Raw genomic sequence first — 13,441 nt, 5'->3', positions numbered from 1 at the left:
TTCTTGTCTGGGCTTTTGCTCCCATCTTCCTGATTATTTCATGATACATACATTGTAAAAAAGACTTGGAGGCTTTTTATGGATTGGATAAGTAGAAACCTGCCCTATCTCATGGCAGGAATTTCAGTGGGCGGTCAGTATGCCTTGATTGCCATCGGCTATACCATGGTCTACGGCATTCTGCGTCTGATTAACTTCGCTCACGGCGATATTTTTATGGTGGCAGGTCTGATTATGGTTTATTCCACCACCGTCATGCCTATCTACATAGCAATTCCTTTAATGATAGTAGTCACGGTTATCTTAGGCTTTCTGGTGGAGCGTGCGGCCTACAAGCCCCTTCGGAACGCTCCCCGTATGTCGATTATGATTTCTGCCATCGGCGTTTCCTATCTCCTGCAGAATCTGGCGCTGTATGTGACAGGCGGACTGTCCCAGCAGTATCCGGCAATTCCCTGGATCAACGATACAGTGACGGTGTTCGGCGCCACCACAAAGAGGGTGACGATTATTACCCCTATACTGACAATTATTCTGGTACTGCTTCTGGTTGCACTGATCAAGCGTACCAAGATCGGCATGGCCATGCGTGCGGCCTCCAGGGACTTTGAGACCTCCCAGCTTATGGGAATTAAGATCAATTCCGTGATCAGTTTTACCTTTATCATCGGAACCTTTCTGGCGGCTATCGGAAGCCTTCTGTTTTTCACCAACTACACAGGCGTGACCCCTACGGCGGGAGCTATGCCAGGGCTGAAGGCATTTGTGGCGGCCGTGTTTGGGGGAATCGGTTCGATACCCGGCGCTGTGATTGGCGCATTCATCATTGGTATCTGTGAAAATATTATCAAGGGTCTGGGCTGGACGACCTTTTCCGATGCCTTTACCTTTGCGCTGCTGATTGTCATTCTGATCGCCAAGCCTACAGGGCTTTTCGGCGAGAAGGTAACGGATAAAGTATAAGGAGGCGTTCAAAATGAGTACAAAGAAAAAAACTGCATGGAACGCGGGCCTTATAGCGGCGCTGCTGATTCTGCTTTTTTTACTGGAGCAGACACTGCCTTCCAGTTCTATGCTTTTTACCGTATTAAAAAAAGGCGCCATCTATGCATTGGTAGCCGTTTCCATGAACCTGCTGAACGGATTTACCGGATTGTTTTCCTTAGGCCAGGCTGGTTTTATGCTTCTGGGAGCCTACACCTACGCCATTCTGACGATTCCGGTGGAATCCAGGAACAGTGTGTACCAGTATTTTGACGGGGGAATTATCCAGTTCACCCTGCCGGTGCCCATTGCGCTGATTGCAGGGGGACTTCTGGCGGCTGTATTTGCCTACCTCATCGGACTTCCGGTGCTCCGCCTGAAAAGTGATTATCTGGCCATTGCGACGTTGGGCTTTGCGGAGATTATCCGCGCGGTGTTCCAGTGGGATAAGCTGGGCCCGATTACCAACGGCTCCAACCTGCTGCGGAACTTCCCCTCCTTCCGATCGGTGATTTTCCCCTTCGTGGTGTCCGGCATCTGCATTGCACTTATTGTAATGCTGATCAATTCCACCTACGGCCGTGCCTTTAAGGCTATCCGGGATGATGAGATTGCGGCGGAGGCTATGGGGATCAACCTGGCCCATCATAAGCGTCTTGCTTTTGTGATCAGCTCCTTCTTTGCAGGCATTTCCGGAGGGCTTTTGGCCATGTATCAGACGACCATCCAGGCGTCTATGTTTAAGTCGGCTATGACTTATGAGATTCTGCTGATTGTGGTTATCGGCGGCATCGGCTCTGTGACGGGAAGCTGCATCAGCTCTTTCCTGTTCATTGCCTGCTCTGAGTGGTGGCTGCGTTTCCTGGACAATGAGAACCTTTACATCGGAGGCTTCCATGTGCCGCTTCTGCGCCCCGGCTTCCGAAAGGTGGTATTTGCCATTGTGATTATGGCGGTGGTGCTGTTCTACAGGCAGGGCATCATGGGAACCAAGGAGTTCTCTGTGGAAGGGATTTTCAATTTCTTCAAGAGGAAATCAGGCGGAAAAAAGGAAAAGAAGGGAGGAACCTCCCATGAGTAAAGAAAATGTATTAAAGGTGGAAAATGTCACCATGCAGTTCGGCGGCGTTATTGCGGTGGACAATATGAACCTTGAGGTGGACAAGGGAGAGATCGTATCCCTGATCGGCCCCAACGGTGCGGGAAAGACCACGGCCTTTAATGTGATTACCGGCGTATATGCGCCTACCAACGGTGCCGTTTACTATAAGGGAAATAAGATCATCCAGAATTATCCCCAGGGCAAGATGAAAAAGCTTTACCGGGGAGAGAATCCTATGACCTACACAGGCCAGCATGCGGCTGCCCCCACGCCGGATAAGATTACGCGCCTGGGGATTGCCAGAACCTTCCAGAATATCCGGCTTTTCAAGAGCCAGACGGTGTTTGAAAATATCCTGATTGCAAAGCATATGCTCCGCACCAGCAATATTTTCACGGCTGCCTTCCGGCTGAACGGCAAGGAAGAGGCTGTGATGCAAAGGGAGTCGGAGGAGCTTCTGCATCTGATGGAGCTTGAGGATGTCCGGGATGAGCTGGCTGTCTCTCTGCCTTACGGCAAGCAGCGCCACCTGGAGATTGCCCGTGCCCTGGCTACCAAGCCGGAGCTCTTGCTCTTAGACGAGCCGGCGGCAGGCATGAATCCCCAGGAAACCCTGGAGCTGACCCAGTTTATCGGGCGGATCCGGGATGAATTCGGGTTGACGATTTTTATGATTGAGCATCACATGGATCTGGTGATGGAGATTTCTGACCGGATCTACGTACTGGATTTTGGAAAGCCTATTGCGGAAGGGACGCCGGAGGAGATCCGGAACAATCCGAGGGTAATTGAGGCTTATCTGGGAGGTGCGCAGGATGAGTAATATATTGGAAGTAAAGGATCTGCATGTATCCTATGGCGGAATTAAGGCGGTAAAGGACATTAGCTTTGCAGTGCCAAAGGGCGAGGTTGTAACTTTGATTGGCGCCAACGGAGCCGGAAAGAGCTCTACCCTGCGCTCCATTGTGGGATTGGTAAAGCCGGAGAGCGGCAGCATCCAGTTTGAGGGTGCGCAGCTTGCCGGGCTTCCTACGGATCAGATTGTGTCCAAGGGGATTACCCTGGTGCCGGAGGGAAGACGGGTATTCCCGGATCTGACGGTTCTGGAGAATCTGAAGATTGGGGCTTATATGAGAAAGGATTCTCTGGAGGAGGATCTGAAATGGGTGCATGATCTGTTTCCAAGGCTTAAGGAGCGTTCCTGGCAGCTTGCCGGAACCCTGTCCGGCGGAGAGCAGCAGATGCTTGCCATTGGCCGCGCCCTGATGTCCAAGCCGGAGCTGATTATGATGGATGAGCCCTCCCTGGGACTTGCGCCTATTATTGTGCAGGGCGTGTTTGACATTATCCGGGAGATCAACAAGCAGGGCGTGACCATCCTCCTGGTAGAGCAGAATGCCAATATGGCTTTAAAAGCTGCCAATCAGGGCTATGTAATGGAGACCGGACGGATCACCCTCACCGGTACAGGAGCGGAGCTTCTGGAGAATGAGGAAGTGAAGGCGGCTTATCTGGGGAAAGCGAAAGATAAGTAGAAAAGGTTTACAAGAAGAAAAAAAGAATGTATACTAGTTACCGTCAGCGGCTGGAAATGTACTTTTCTTTATTTTATGGAGGTACATAATTAGGAATTCTTACGGAACTGGAATGGAGGAGCTAGGACTATGGTAAAAGCAGTTGTTGGAGCAAACTGGGGAGATGAGGGTAAGGGCAAGATTACCGATATGCTGGCCCAGGAGTCGGACATTATTGTCCGCTTTCAGGGAGGGGCAAATGCAGGCCACACCATTGTGAATAATTATGGAAAGTTTGCCTTGCATACACTTCCTTCCGGCGTATTTTATGATCACACCACAAGCATCATCGGCAATGGGGTGGCGCTCAATATTCCGGTGCTGTTCCGGGAGATCCAGAGCATCGTGGAGCGGGGCGTTCCGTCTCCGAAGATTCTGGTGTCCGATCGGGCGCAGATGGTGATGTCTTACCATATTCTCTTCGATCAGTGCGAGGAGGAGCGTCTGGGCGGAAAGTCCTTTGGCTCTACCAAGTCGGGGATTGCTCCCTTTTATTCGGATAAATTTGCAAAAATCGGTTTTCAGGTAAGCGAGCTGTTTGCCGGGGAGAGCTATCTTCGGGAGAAGATTGCTAATGTGTGCATTCAGAAGAACACGCTGCTGGAGCATCTCTATCACAAGCCGGCTCTTAACCAGGAGGAGCTCTATGAGGAGCTGATGGAGTATAAGAGGATGGTGGAGCCCTATGTGTGTGATACCTCTGCCTTTCTTTATAAGGCCATTCAGGAAGGAAAGACCATACTTTTGGAGGGGCAGCTGGGATCTATGAAGGATCCGGATCACGGCATTTATCCCATGGTAACCTCTTCTTCTACGCTGGCTGCTTACGGCGCTATCGGGGCCGGGATTCCGCCCTATGAGATCAAGGAGATTGTGACTGTGTGCAAGGCTTATTCCAGCGCAGTGGGAGCAGGAGCCTTTGTCAGTGAGATTTTCGGAGATGAGGCGGACGAGCTTCGAAGACGGGGCGGCGACGGCGGCGAGTTTGGAGCCACTACAGGACGTCCCCGGAGAGTGGGCTGGTTCGACTGCGTGGCTTCCCGGTACGGATGCCGGATACAGGGAACTACGGATGTGGCTTTTACAGTGCTGGATGTACTGGGGTATCTTGAGGAGATTCCGGTCTGCGTGGGCTATGAGATTGACGGCCAGGTGACGAAGGACTTCCCCGTACCTTATCTTCTTGAGAAGGCAAAGCCGGTATTTGAGACGCTTCCCGGCTGGAAATGCGATATCCGGGGGATTAAGAAGTATGAGGAGCTGCCGGAGAACTGCCGGAAGTATATTGAGTTTGTAGAGCGGCAGATAGAGTGCCCGATCACGATGGTTTCCAATGGGCCGGGCAGAGATGACATTATATATCGGAAGTAGGCTATGAAGATTACAACTATTATATTTGATTTGGGAAGAGTGCTGGTCGGATACGGCTGGGAAGCGTATCTAAGGAAGCTTGTTCCGGAACCGGCGGCATATGAGGCAGTGGAACGGGCGGTATTCAAAAGCCCTGCCTGGGTAGAGCATGACAAAGGGCTTTTGGGCAGGGAAGAGGAGATTATGGACTTTGTGGCGGCGGCTCCGGAGTATGAGAAGGAGATCCGCGCAGTCTATGAGAATCTGGGAGAGTGCACCTGGAGCCTTGATTATGCCGTTCCCTGGATTCAGGAGCTGAAGGAGAAGGGATACCGGGTGTATGCCCTTTCCAACTGGCCGGAGCATATTTATCATCAGCGAGGGGACAAGCTTGATTTTCTGGAGCTGATGGACGGGTATTTTCTTTCCTTTCAGGAGCATTTGATCAAACCGGATGAAAAGGCGTTTCTGCGGCTGATGGAAAAGTATGGGATAGAGCCGGGGGAAGCGGTGTTTCTGGACGATACCAGGGCGAATGTCCTGGCGGCGGAAAGGCTTGGGCTTCACGGGATTCTGTTCACTTCCCAGCAGCAGGCCAGGGAGGAATTGGCGAAGCTTGGCGTCCAATAGGCGCTGCATCAATGCATGCCTATGGAACTGGCGGAACTTCGCCCGATAAGGCAGAAATAAAAAAGCAGGCGGCAGTTATTTTTGACTGCACAGCCTGCTTTTTCGCATGCTATTCCTTTTTTGCAGGTATCTTGTGTTCCCGGGCTACTTTTTCAACCTTTTCTTCCGGCATCATTAAAAGACGGGCGGTCTTTGGGATGCTGTGGGTAGAGGTCAGAGCATTCTTGATGACAAGTTCGATACCTTGTTCCATACCTTGTTCCATACCCTGTTCCAATCCTTCTTTCCGGCCCTCTTCAATCGCTTCCTTCCGCAGATATTCTCGTTCCGCTTTCTCGTCATATTCTTCCAACAGCATACTACGCACCTCCGCTTGATTTCTCCGCAAAATGTCTGCAAGTATTCCGTGCTTCAGACAGTATTCTATCGCCTGTCCCAGGGCCTTCTCCAATATCATTCCTTTTTGAAGATTCTTCCGGATTCCCGTAATCGGTACCGTTGACTGCGTTGTAGAGAGACAGCAGATCCTTCTTATCATGGAAAATGAACCGGAAGAGCGTATCCTTATACTTTCGGTTGGCACGTCTCCGTATACGGAATACGTTGCTTATTTTAAGTTTCAATTTGTTCTCCTTTCATTATACGGTTTTCTCATTTATCCTGCAAGACCGTAAAAAACAATCATAGGCATCACACTCACTTTTTAATTGGGGGCGATAAACAGCTTAAGCAGCAGTCCGCATATTTGAACGCATTGTTGGGAAACAGAAAGCAGAAATACTTTCTGTGAGACGACCCTCCGTGCACAAAACCGGGTATTTCCTTGTTCACGAAGAGTACTATATTAGGATAACATAATCGTTGCTGATCTGCAAGTTGTATTTGGAAAAATATGTAATTTAATTCAACAGTAAGACAGAAGAGATAGAGGATTACTTTTTCAAAAACCGGTACACAAGGATATAGGCATAGAGAAAGCAGGGGATGACAACGGTACATACAAGGGAAGCCTTGAGCCAGTCCCTGGAGGCCGTCGGATCCGTGAAGGCGAGAACAAAGGTGATAAGGTACATGCCTGCTAAGAGCAGTGCGCCTGCGAGGGCAAGGATGCGTTTAAGCTTTTTTAACATGGGGGCCTCCTGGGATTTTGTTAGGTTTATGTCCTTTTCTGCTACTAAGATAACACACCTTGAAAAAGAAGTATAGATTTTTTCAACTTTTTTGTATAAAGCCGGAATAACGGGTCATAATAGAATTAGACAAAAGAGAAACGAATTACTTATATCCTCCCCTTTAGTAAAATCCTCACCGCGGCAGCGCGGTGAGGATTTTTTTTGAACAGAGAAAAAAGTAAATATATAGAAAAATTTCACAAAAAAGCAATTACAGAGTAAAATTTTCACAAACTATATTAAAATTTTGTACCTAAAATCCGCAATCTAATTGGACTTTAATTTATTATATGTTATAATAGTTAAACTGGTTTAGAAATGCTCAATAGACGAAAAGACATTGAGAAAAAAGATTTTCAGAGAATCACATACAACATTTTAACTTCCGGGGGGACAGGTATGGAAAAAGAGAATTGTCTGAAAGTCCAGATGCTGGGGGATTTTATTATAACCTATAAGGGAAAAATAGTACAGCTGGGGAAGAATCAGACAACAAAGGCCCTGCAGCTTTTACAGCTGCTTCTGTATGCAGGTTCTCAGGGAATTACCAGACTGCAGCTGATGGAACGGCTCTATGGCAGCGATATGGAGGGAGACCATGCCAATAATCTGCGCGTGACAGTTTTTCATCTGCGCAGGCTGCTGAAAAATTCAGAGCTGCCGAAGGAGCAGTATATCCGTACCGAGGACGGGCGTTACCGCTTCGAGAGCTCTTTCCCTATAGAGATAGACGTAGTCCAGTTTGAACATCTGCTGGAGCAGGCAGATAAAGCGGGAGCCTGTGAACAAAGACTTGAGCTTTTGAAGAAGGCGTGCTATTATTATAAAGGATATTTCCTGCCGGCGCTGTCCGCTGAGGAATGGGTGATTGTGGCGGGAATTCATTTTCAGAATCTGTATTTTGCTGCATTGGAAGAGGTCTGCGGCCAGATGAAGCGGCGCAGAGAATTTACAGAGCTCTTGGAGCTCTGCAGCCGTGCTGCGTCTCTTTACCCCTTCGATGAGTGGCAGGTTTATCAGATTGAATGCCTGCTTGGGCTGGAACGGCCCAAGGAAGCGATGGCTCTCTATGAGAAGACCACAGAGATGTACTTTGATGAGCTGGATATGCCTCCGTCGGAACGCATGGTGGAGTGCTTCCGCCAGATGAGCAGCCAGATTCAGCTGAATACAGGTGATTTTAATGAGATTCATAAGATGCTGCGGGAGGAACCGCGTCTTGGCGGCGCTTATTACTGTACCTATCCGAGCTTTATGGACATTTACCGCATCATTGTGCGGATTATGGAGCGGTCGGGACAGTCGGTTTACCTTTTGCTGTGCACGGTTCTGGACGAGCGGCAGCGGCAGATGGAGGATTCCGAAGGGCTGAAGAGAATCACGGAATGTCTGGCAGAGGCGATTCAGGAGACTCTGCGCCGGGGAGATACGTTTACCCGTTACAACATAAGCCAGTATCTGGTACTTCTTACGGGAGTATGCCGGGAGGACTGCCATATTGCGACCAGCCGGATTGATGCCTGTTTCCGGAAAAAAGTGAGCAGCCGGCGGGTACATGTGAATTACCGTGTTGCATCGATTGCCGATATACCGGGAATTCGCAGTGAGAGCTTTGTGGATTCCGGGCAGGCGGTGAATTGGGAGGAAAAGAATGGGTTTAAGGAACTGGATAGTGCTTCTGACAGCCCTTTGTCTGATGGCGGGCTGTAAAAAGGCTGGCTCTGAGGAGCAGTTCCCCAATAAGAATATAGAAAGTGTGGAAGCCAAAAGCCCTCTGTCGGATACGCAGGGGGATTTTCAAGTGGTAGAACCGGGATCTGTCTATACCGGGCCTATTGAGATACCCCTTCCGGAGGCGTCCGGCCAGGTGGTATATGAGGAGAACGGTATTACCGTAGATGCCAGCAATACCGAGGACGGCTATCTGATGGTAAAAGGGTTTGCATCGGATACGCGGCTGAAGGTGCAGATAACTTTAAATGAAGAGACCTATACCTACGATCTGAACCAGGAGCAGGAATACGAGGTATATCCCCTTCAGATGGGGAACGGAACCTATGGGGTCCAGGTATTCCAGCAGGTGGAGGGAACCTCCTACAGCCCTGTCTATTACACGGAGGTGGAGGTAGAGATGCCGGATACGGACCGGGTATTTTTGTATCCCAGCCAGTATGTGTGGTATACCAACGATAAGAATGCGGTAAAGCTTTCCTATGATTTATGTGCAGAGCTGGATTCCGACAAGGAGAAAGCGGAGCGCCTCTACGATTATATTGTAAATCTCCTTACCTACGATTATGAGAAGGCGGCTACGGTGGAGAAGGGGTATCTTCCGGATGTGGATGCTACCCTTCAGGAGAGGAAAGGCATCTGCTTTGATTATTCTGCGCTGTTTGCAGCCATGCTCCGGGCACAGGATATTCCGGTGCGGCTGGCGATCGGATATGTACAGCCGGATAATATCTATCATGCCTGGAACCAGGTATATCTGGACGGGGAATGGGTGTGGATGGATTCTACATTTGGTCCAGAATCCGCCTATACGGAAGAGAATTATACAAAAGAACGACAGTATTAGAGGGGAGTGGAAAGGGAAATGGGAGAAAAGAAGATGAAAAGCCTGCCGGCGGTGGAGGTGTCTTTGTTCTGCCAGCAGGCAGCGATGATTCTGAAAGCCGGAATTCCTCTGTATGACGGAATGGAGGTTTTGTATGAGAGCTATAAAGATACCGCTTACGGCGGGGCTTTTCAGAAAATCTATGAAGGCGTCCGGGACGGAGGCAGCCTCTATGAGGGGGTAAAAGCAGCCGGTTTTTTCCCAAAGTATATGGTACATATGGTTCATGTGGGAGAAACCGCCGGAGAGCTGGACCGGGTTCTTGAGTCTCTGGGAGATTACTATGACAGGGAAAGCCGGATGCAGGCGGCGATTCGAAGCGCGGTTGCCTATCCGATGGTGCTGGTGATCTTAATGACAGCCGTGATTGCAGTTCTGGTTCTGAAGGTGCTTCCCATATTTACAGAAGTGTTCTTAAGTCTGGGAACGGGTCTTGCCGGAACGGAAGGCGCTGTGCTGTCCGGAAGCGCGGCTCTGGGGCGTATTGTCCTCATAGCGGCGGCAGTTCTGCTTCTTCTGATGCTTGCGGTGTTTCTTATCTGGTGTGCCGGCAAAAGGCAGATGCTTCTTGGCGTCGGGCAGGGCCTTCCCGCAGTGCGCCGCCTTCTGAATCAGCAGACGGCTCAGCGTTTTGCAGAGGTGATTGCTATGGTGCTGAACAGCGGCTATCCCCTGGAGCACGCCTTAGAGCTGATACCGGATATGCTTCCGGATAAACGCAATATGAAAAAAGCCCAGAAGTGCCGTGAGCTTATGGAACAGAACGGCGATTTTGCGGCAGCCGTAGAGCAGGCGGGCATCTTTGAGCCTCTTCATCAGAAGATGATCCGGGTGGGCGTAGAGGCCGGGCAGACGGATCGGGTTATGGAGCGTATGGCAGGAATCTACGGCATGGAGGTGGACGAGGGAATCCACCGCATGGTCTCCTGGATCGAGCCGGCCCTGGTGTCTGTGCTGACCTTGATTATCGGGGGGATTCTGCTTTCCGTAATGCTGCCTCTGGTGAGCATTATGCTGTCCATCGGTTAGCGCACAGTACCTTAGAAAGCCGGAAAACCGGAACAATAGGAGCTTTCGTATGCATTTGTATAAAAGAAAACATAAGCATTTTCTGTCCTGGGCAGCCGCTGTGTGTCTGTTTGCCGCAGCCATTTGGTTTCTGGCGGCGGGCAGCAGCCGGATGAAGGAAACAACCTTAAGCGAGCAGCAGGAGCTTCTGGAGGACGCAATCAACCAGGCTGTTGTCAACTGCTATGCCATGGAAGGCCGTTATCCGGTGAGCATACAGTATCTGATTGAGAATTATGGGATCCAGGTTGATTTTGACAAGTACGCAGTGAGCTATGAAATATTTGCAGAGAATATCAAGCCTCACGTGAAGGTCCTCCGCCTGGGAGAGACGGAGAATGGAGATGGGACATGAGAGAACGAAGACATGCGGCAGGCGGGCTGCTGACACTTCTGATTTATGGGCTCTTTGCCCTGTTCTCCCTGCTTCTTGTGGTGATTGGGGCCCGTGTCTATCGGAATATCGTATCCACAGGCAGAGAAAATACCGAGATCCGCGCTTCCTTTTCCTATGTGGCCAATAAGGTGCGGATGAGCACCCGGGAGCCGGGAAGCGTCCGGATAGAGGAACGGGACGGTTTTGACGTGTTGATCCTCCGGTCTGCCGCGGAAGGATATGAGACCCGGATTTACTACTATGACGGGGCTCTCAGGGAGGCTTACCAGGCTTCGGATCAGCCCCTTTCTCCCAAGCTTGGGGAGAAGCTGATGGAGCTTTCCGGGTTCCGGATAGAGGAGACGGATACGGGGCATCTGGTTTTGTCCGCAGAGGATGAAGAGGGGAACCGGCGCAGCCTGCATTTGTATTTAGAGGGGAATTCAGTATGAAAATGGCGGAAAAGAGAAATCCGGCCCTGGTAGAGCTGATTCTGGTGATTCTGTTCTTTGCTCTGGCTTCCATGGTACTGGTACAGGTCTTTGTAAAAGCGCATCTGCTCAGCAGGGAAAGCCGTGCGCAGACTCTTGGGCTGATTGCGGCAGAGGATCTGCTGGAGCAGTGGAAGGAGCTGCCCACGCAGCCGGAGCAGCTGTTTTCTTCAGAAAACGGCTGGGAAGAGGAAGCGGCAGGGGGAAACGTGCGCACCTTCCGGTCCGGATGCAATGAGGAAATGCAGCCGGTTCCTTTGGAGCAGGCTGTCTATGAGCTTCGGGCAGAGCTCTGGACGGAGGAGAAGGAAGCCGGAGCGCTTTTGCATATCCGGATACAGGTGACAGGACTTAGGGACGGGAAGACACAGGTAGATCTTGAGACGGCCAGATATGCGGCGGAAACTTAGCATAGCCTTGCCGTGCTGGCAGAGAAAGGGAAGGATGGCCTATGAGTGAGAATCTGGATCGGTGGAAGAAGCTGCCTGAGAGGAAAGAGGAAGCCGGAGGAATGTCGAAGGGCACCGGCGTGGGCATGGCATCGATTCTTTTGATTGTAATTGTGCTGGCCTTTACTACCTTCGGGATTCTTTCCCTGGTATCGGCCCTGTCGGATGTGCGGATGAGCGGGAAAGCCCACGCCACGGCGGCAGCTTATTACCAGGCGGAGGGGAGGCTGCAGGAGCAGCTGGCCCAGCTTGACGGGGATCTTCTGGCCGGACGGGCGCAGATTCCGGAGCAGGGGCTCTGGGAGCTGAAGGAGGATGTGCAGGAGGTTCAGCAATTGCTTCTGATTGTAGAGAAGCGTCAGGAGACAGAGGAAGGCGAAGGGCGCTACAGGGTTCTCTGGCAGCGGCTGGTGAATACCGTAGAGTGGAATCCGGAGCCGGGAATTGATATTTGGGATGGAGGAATGTAAGATGGCGATTGAGATTCAAGAGATATTAAAGACAGGACTGGATATGGGAGGATCGGACATCTTCGTGATTCCGGGCTCCCCTATAAGCTTAAAGAGGGGAGGCGAGATCTTCGGGATTACACCGGAGAGGGTGATGCCGGACACCTCCAGAGAGCTGCTGGAACAGATTTATAAGCTGGCGGGGCGTGACATCCAGGAGCTCCATAGGAAGGGCGATGATGATTTTTCCTTTTCCGTAAAGGGAGCCGGGCGTTTCCGGTGCAATGCCTACAAGCAGAGAAGCTCTCTGGCGGCCGTGCTTCGAATCGTTACCTTCGGGCTGCCGGACAGCGGCCGGATGCACATTCCGGAGGCTGTGATGAATCTGTACAGCCAGAAAAACGGCATGATTCTGGTTACAGGCCCGGCCGGAAGCGGAAAAACCACCACGCTGGCCTGTCTGATTGACCGGATTAATCAGAAGCGGAGCGGTCATATCATTACCATTGAGGATCCCATTGAGTATATCCATTCCCATCAGAAGTGCCTGGTAAGCCAGAGGGAGCTGGATCTGGATACGGAAAGCTACAAGACGGCTCTGCGCGCTGCGCTGCGCCAGACGCCGGATGTAATTCTTCTTGGGGAGATGCGGGATTTTGAGACTATTCAGACGGCTTTGACGGCGGCGGAAACAGGACAGCTCCTCTTGTCTACGCTGCATACGGTGGGAGCAGCCAAGACCATTGACCGGATTGTGGACGTATTCCCGGCAAGCCAGCAGGCGCAGGTGAGGGTGCAGCTTTCGATGGTGCTCCGGGCGGTGGTGTCCCAGCGTCTGCTGCCGGCAGTGAACGGAGGCTTGGAACCGGTATTTGAGATTATGATTGTGAATCCGGCCATACAGAATATGATTCGGGAGGGCAAGATTCACCAGATGGACAATGTGATTTACTCCGGAGGAGACGCGGGGATGCGGACTATGGACAGCGACATCCTTCGTCTTTACAAGGAGGGACGAATCACAAAAGATACGGCATTGACCTATGCGGTCAACCCAGAGCTTTTGGGGCGGAAACTTTCTTAAGTTTCCGCCTTGTTTTTTTGCCTGAAGAGGCCTGTTTTTTAATGGAGGCTTTAACAGTCTTTAAGGTAAAATAAAACGGAATGGAGAAGTATGCG

At 50.9% G+C, this 13,441-nt stretch carries 17 protein-coding genes; 14 read left to right on the top strand and 3 right to left on the bottom strand.

From position 1 onward, the window contains the following. Nucleotides 1–78 precede the first annotated feature (78 nt). The 6 genes from VV089_RS00420 to VV089_RS00395 all read left to right on the top strand — a co-directional run bounded on the left by VV089_RS00420 (nt 79) and on the right by VV089_RS00395 (nt 5,640). Entirely contained in the window at nt 79–963 is an 885-nt protein-coding gene (locus VV089_RS00420; protein WP_172543532.1) for a branched-chain amino acid ABC transporter permease, read from the top strand. A 13-nt stretch (nt 964–976) separates the two neighbouring features. Beyond that, nucleotides 977–2,065, top strand: a complete 1,089-nt coding sequence (locus VV089_RS00415) for a branched-chain amino acid ABC transporter permease (RefSeq protein ID WP_334334524.1) — start codon at nt 977–979, stop codon at nt 2,063–2,065. Beyond that, nucleotides 2,058–2,909 (top strand): ABC transporter ATP-binding protein, encoded by an 852-nt coding sequence (locus VV089_RS00410; RefSeq protein WP_334334523.1) that lies wholly within the window; start codon nt 2,058–2,060, stop codon nt 2,907–2,909. The genes VV089_RS00415 and VV089_RS00410 overlap by 8 nt, the downstream gene beginning before the upstream one ends. A gap of 1 nt (nt 2,910) precedes the next feature. Then, entirely contained in the window at nt 2,911–3,621 is a 711-nt protein-coding gene (locus VV089_RS00405; protein ID WP_334334556.1) for an ABC transporter ATP-binding protein, read from the top strand. Between the two features lie 129 nt (nt 3,622–3,750). Further along, nucleotides 3,751–5,031, top strand: a complete 1,281-nt coding sequence (locus VV089_RS00400; protein WP_172543535.1) for an adenylosuccinate synthase — start codon at nt 3,751–3,753, stop codon at nt 5,029–5,031. Nucleotides 5,032–5,034: 3 nt separating this feature from the next. Further along, nucleotides 5,035–5,640, top strand: coding sequence for an HAD family hydrolase (locus tag VV089_RS00395; protein ID WP_334334522.1), 606 nt, complete (start codon nt 5,035–5,037; stop codon nt 5,638–5,640). A 109-nt stretch (nt 5,641–5,749) separates the two neighbouring features. On the opposite strand, the gene VV089_RS00390 is transcribed toward VV089_RS00395, so the two are convergent. The 3 genes from VV089_RS00390 to VV089_RS00380 form a co-directional block, all read right to left on the bottom strand. Then, a complete protein-coding gene (locus VV089_RS00390; RefSeq protein ID WP_334334521.1) occupies nt 5,750–5,998 on the bottom strand; it encodes a hypothetical protein in 249 nt (82 codons plus the stop codon). A 1-nt stretch (nt 5,999) separates the two neighbouring features. Then, nucleotides 6,000–6,263, bottom strand: coding sequence for a hypothetical protein (locus VV089_RS00385; protein WP_334334520.1), 264 nt, complete (start codon nt 6,261–6,263; stop codon nt 6,000–6,002). A 309-nt stretch (nt 6,264–6,572) separates the two neighbouring features. Next, complete coding sequence (locus VV089_RS00380) at nt 6,573–6,770, bottom strand: hypothetical protein (protein ID WP_334334519.1); 198 nt, start codon at nt 6,768–6,770, stop codon at nt 6,573–6,575. A 441-nt stretch (nt 6,771–7,211) separates the two neighbouring features. On the opposite strand from VV089_RS00380, the gene VV089_RS00375 reads away from it, so the two are divergent. Genes VV089_RS00375 through VV089_RS00340 form a run of 8 tightly spaced genes read left to right on the top strand, consistent with a single transcriptional unit; the run spans nt 7,212 to nt 13,346 of the window. Then, on the top strand, nt 7,212–8,522 hold the full coding sequence (locus tag VV089_RS00375) for an AfsR/SARP family transcriptional regulator (protein ID WP_334334518.1): 1,311 nt from the start codon (nt 7,212–7,214) through the stop codon (nt 8,520–8,522). Next, a complete protein-coding gene (locus VV089_RS00370) occupies nt 8,464–9,390 on the top strand; it encodes a transglutaminase-like domain-containing protein (protein WP_172543540.1) in 927 nt (308 codons plus the stop codon). Before VV089_RS00375 ends, VV089_RS00370 begins: the two co-directional genes overlap by 59 nt. 18 nt (nt 9,391–9,408) lie before the next feature. After that, complete coding sequence (locus VV089_RS00365) at nt 9,409–10,458, top strand: type II secretion system F family protein (protein WP_172543541.1); 1,050 nt, start codon at nt 9,409–9,411, stop codon at nt 10,456–10,458. 49 nt (nt 10,459–10,507) lie between these two features. After that, nucleotides 10,508–10,852 carry a hypothetical protein gene (locus tag VV089_RS00360; protein ID WP_172543542.1) on the top strand — a complete coding sequence of 115 codons (345 nt, stop codon included), beginning with the start codon at nt 10,508–10,510 and terminating at the stop codon, nt 10,850–10,852. Continuing rightward, on the top strand, nt 10,849–11,325 hold the full coding sequence (locus VV089_RS00355; RefSeq protein WP_172543543.1) for a DUF4860 domain-containing protein: 477 nt from the start codon (nt 10,849–10,851) through the stop codon (nt 11,323–11,325). Before VV089_RS00360 ends, VV089_RS00355 begins: the two co-directional genes overlap by 4 nt. After that, entirely contained in the window at nt 11,322–11,774 is a 453-nt protein-coding gene (locus VV089_RS00350) for a hypothetical protein (protein ID WP_334334517.1), read from the top strand. Before VV089_RS00355 ends, VV089_RS00350 begins: the two co-directional genes overlap by 4 nt. 41 nt (nt 11,775–11,815) lie before the next feature. Continuing rightward, a complete protein-coding gene (locus tag VV089_RS00345) occupies nt 11,816–12,283 on the top strand; it encodes a hypothetical protein (RefSeq protein WP_172543545.1) in 468 nt (155 codons plus the stop codon). A 7-nt stretch (nt 12,284–12,290) separates the two neighbouring features. Next, nucleotides 12,291–13,346, top strand: a complete 1,056-nt coding sequence (locus tag VV089_RS00340; RefSeq protein ID WP_172543559.1) for a PilT/PilU family type 4a pilus ATPase — start codon at nt 12,291–12,293, stop codon at nt 13,344–13,346. Nucleotides 13,347–13,441 lie beyond the last annotated feature (95 nt).

It is taken from the genome of Candidatus Merdisoma sp. JLR.KK011 (assembly GCF_036941125.1).
GTDB lineage: Bacteria > Bacillota > Clostridia > Lachnospirales > Lachnospiraceae > Laedolimicola.
This window is presented reverse-complemented; position numbering and strand designations above follow the sequence as displayed.

Coding starts and splice junctions, on each gene's coding strand:
- VV089_RS00420 (WP_172543532.1), top strand. CDS start 79: ATGGATTGGATAAGTAGAAACCTGCCCTATCTCATGGCAGGAATTTCA.
- VV089_RS00415 (WP_334334524.1), top strand. CDS start 977: ATGAGTACAAAGAAAAAAACTGCATGGAACGCGGGCCTTATAGCGGCG.
- VV089_RS00410 (WP_334334523.1), top strand. CDS start 2,058: ATGAGTAAAGAAAATGTATTAAAGGTGGAAAATGTCACCATGCAGTTC.
- VV089_RS00400 (WP_172543535.1), top strand. CDS start 3,751: ATGGTAAAAGCAGTTGTTGGAGCAAACTGGGGAGATGAGGGTAAGGGC.
- VV089_RS00395 (WP_334334522.1), top strand. CDS start 5,035: ATGAAGATTACAACTATTATATTTGATTTGGGAAGAGTGCTGGTCGGA.
- VV089_RS00390 (WP_334334521.1), bottom strand. CDS start 5,998: ATGCTGTTGGAAGAATATGACGAGAAAGCGGAACGAGAATATCTGCGG.
- VV089_RS00380 (WP_334334519.1), bottom strand. CDS start 6,770: ATGTTAAAAAAGCTTAAACGCATCCTTGCCCTCGCAGGCGCACTGCTC.
- VV089_RS00375 (WP_334334518.1), top strand. CDS start 7,212: ATGGAAAAAGAGAATTGTCTGAAAGTCCAGATGCTGGGGGATTTTATT.
- VV089_RS00370 (WP_172543540.1), top strand. CDS start 8,464: ATGGGTTTAAGGAACTGGATAGTGCTTCTGACAGCCCTTTGTCTGATG.
- VV089_RS00365 (WP_172543541.1), top strand. CDS start 9,409: ATGGGAGAAAAGAAGATGAAAAGCCTGCCGGCGGTGGAGGTGTCTTTG.
- VV089_RS00360 (WP_172543542.1), top strand. CDS start 10,508: ATGCATTTGTATAAAAGAAAACATAAGCATTTTCTGTCCTGGGCAGCC.
- VV089_RS00355 (WP_172543543.1), top strand. CDS start 10,849: ATGAGAGAACGAAGACATGCGGCAGGCGGGCTGCTGACACTTCTGATT.
- VV089_RS00350 (WP_334334517.1), top strand. CDS start 11,322: ATGAAAATGGCGGAAAAGAGAAATCCGGCCCTGGTAGAGCTGATTCTG.
- VV089_RS00345 (WP_172543545.1), top strand. CDS start 11,816: ATGAGTGAGAATCTGGATCGGTGGAAGAAGCTGCCTGAGAGGAAAGAG.